Here is a 305-nt window from a genome sequence, read left to right as displayed (position 1 = left end):
TTCCATCAGAAGGGAGGAGACTTCCTCCGATTCTGCCACCGGTGTGAGATATATGCGGACGGCCTCCATCAGATTTTCGTTGGAATCCAGAAGACGGGCACAGAGCCAGCGGATATTGACTCCTTCACCGGCCGTCTTCTTTACCGCCGGGGTAAGCCGGGCGATAGCCGCCTCAATGTATTCCGGATACCGGATAAGAATCCGCGGCGCCGGATTTTCCGCAAATCGTCTGTCTACGGATTTTTCTGCTTCTACGGCTTCTTCTGCCTCTAAGTAAATCAAATACTGCTGAAACCAGTTTCCTT

At 52.1% G+C, this 305-nt stretch carries 1 pseudogene; it reads right to left on the bottom strand.

Going from position 1 to position 305, the window contains the following annotated elements:
• Nucleotides 1-305, bottom strand: a pseudogene (locus tag NE473_RS31025) (ferrous iron transport protein B); the annotation flags it as partial.

Origin of the sequence: Hungatella sp. SL.1.14 (genome assembly GCF_024460495.1) — a bacterium.
GTDB lineage: Bacteria > Bacillota > Clostridia > Lachnospirales > Lachnospiraceae > Hungatella > Hungatella hathewayi.
This window is presented reverse-complemented; position numbering and strand designations above follow the sequence as displayed.